General features: G+C 64.5%; 1 protein-coding gene and 1 pseudogene. Both read left to right on the forward strand.

What is annotated here, in order from left to right; translation table 11 throughout:
- Positions 1 to 155 (forward strand): annotated as a pseudogene (locus tag EOA22_RS39795) (FAD-dependent oxidoreductase); the annotation flags it as partial.
- Positions 156 to 210: 55 nt separating this feature from the next.
- A partial coding sequence (locus EOA22_RS37060) for a cupin domain-containing protein (protein ID WP_127390778.1) occupies positions 211 to 459 on the forward strand: 249 nt, incomplete at its 3' end.

Genomic DNA, 459 nt, shown 5'->3' on the forward strand with positions numbered 1-459 from the left:
ACCGCCAGGTCAGCAAGTGGGAGCCCGAGCCGATGCGCTGGCTCGGAGTCCACTCAATGTATCAGCTCTATCGCGTCGCCGACGAACGCGAGGAGGCCGGCCTCCAGCACACGTCGAAACTCGCCGCGATCGCCGACCGCATCACCGGGCATTGAGCCTCGGAGCGACTCCAAAACTTTCTGCATTTTCAGTGCCTGCCCGGAGACTGCCATGACCGATTTCCAGACCTTCTCCCATCTCGCCTCGATCGATCTCGGCGAGCCCGAGCCCAAGCCGACCTCGATCAGCGGCAATCAGTTCGAAGCAGCGAAGACGCTGTGGACCTCGCCCGACGGCACGCTGGAAGTCGGCGTCTGGGAGTGCACGCCGGGCCGCTTCACCGCATCGCGCGACAGCAATTCCGAAACGTGCCACATCGTGTCAGGCCGGGTCTCGCTGCATGGTCCCGATGGCCGCAGC

This window comes from Mesorhizobium sp. M7A.F.Ca.US.014.04.1.1, assembly GCF_003998745.1.
In the GTDB taxonomy this organism is placed as follows: domain Bacteria; phylum Pseudomonadota; class Alphaproteobacteria; order Rhizobiales; family Rhizobiaceae; genus Mesorhizobium; species Mesorhizobium ciceri.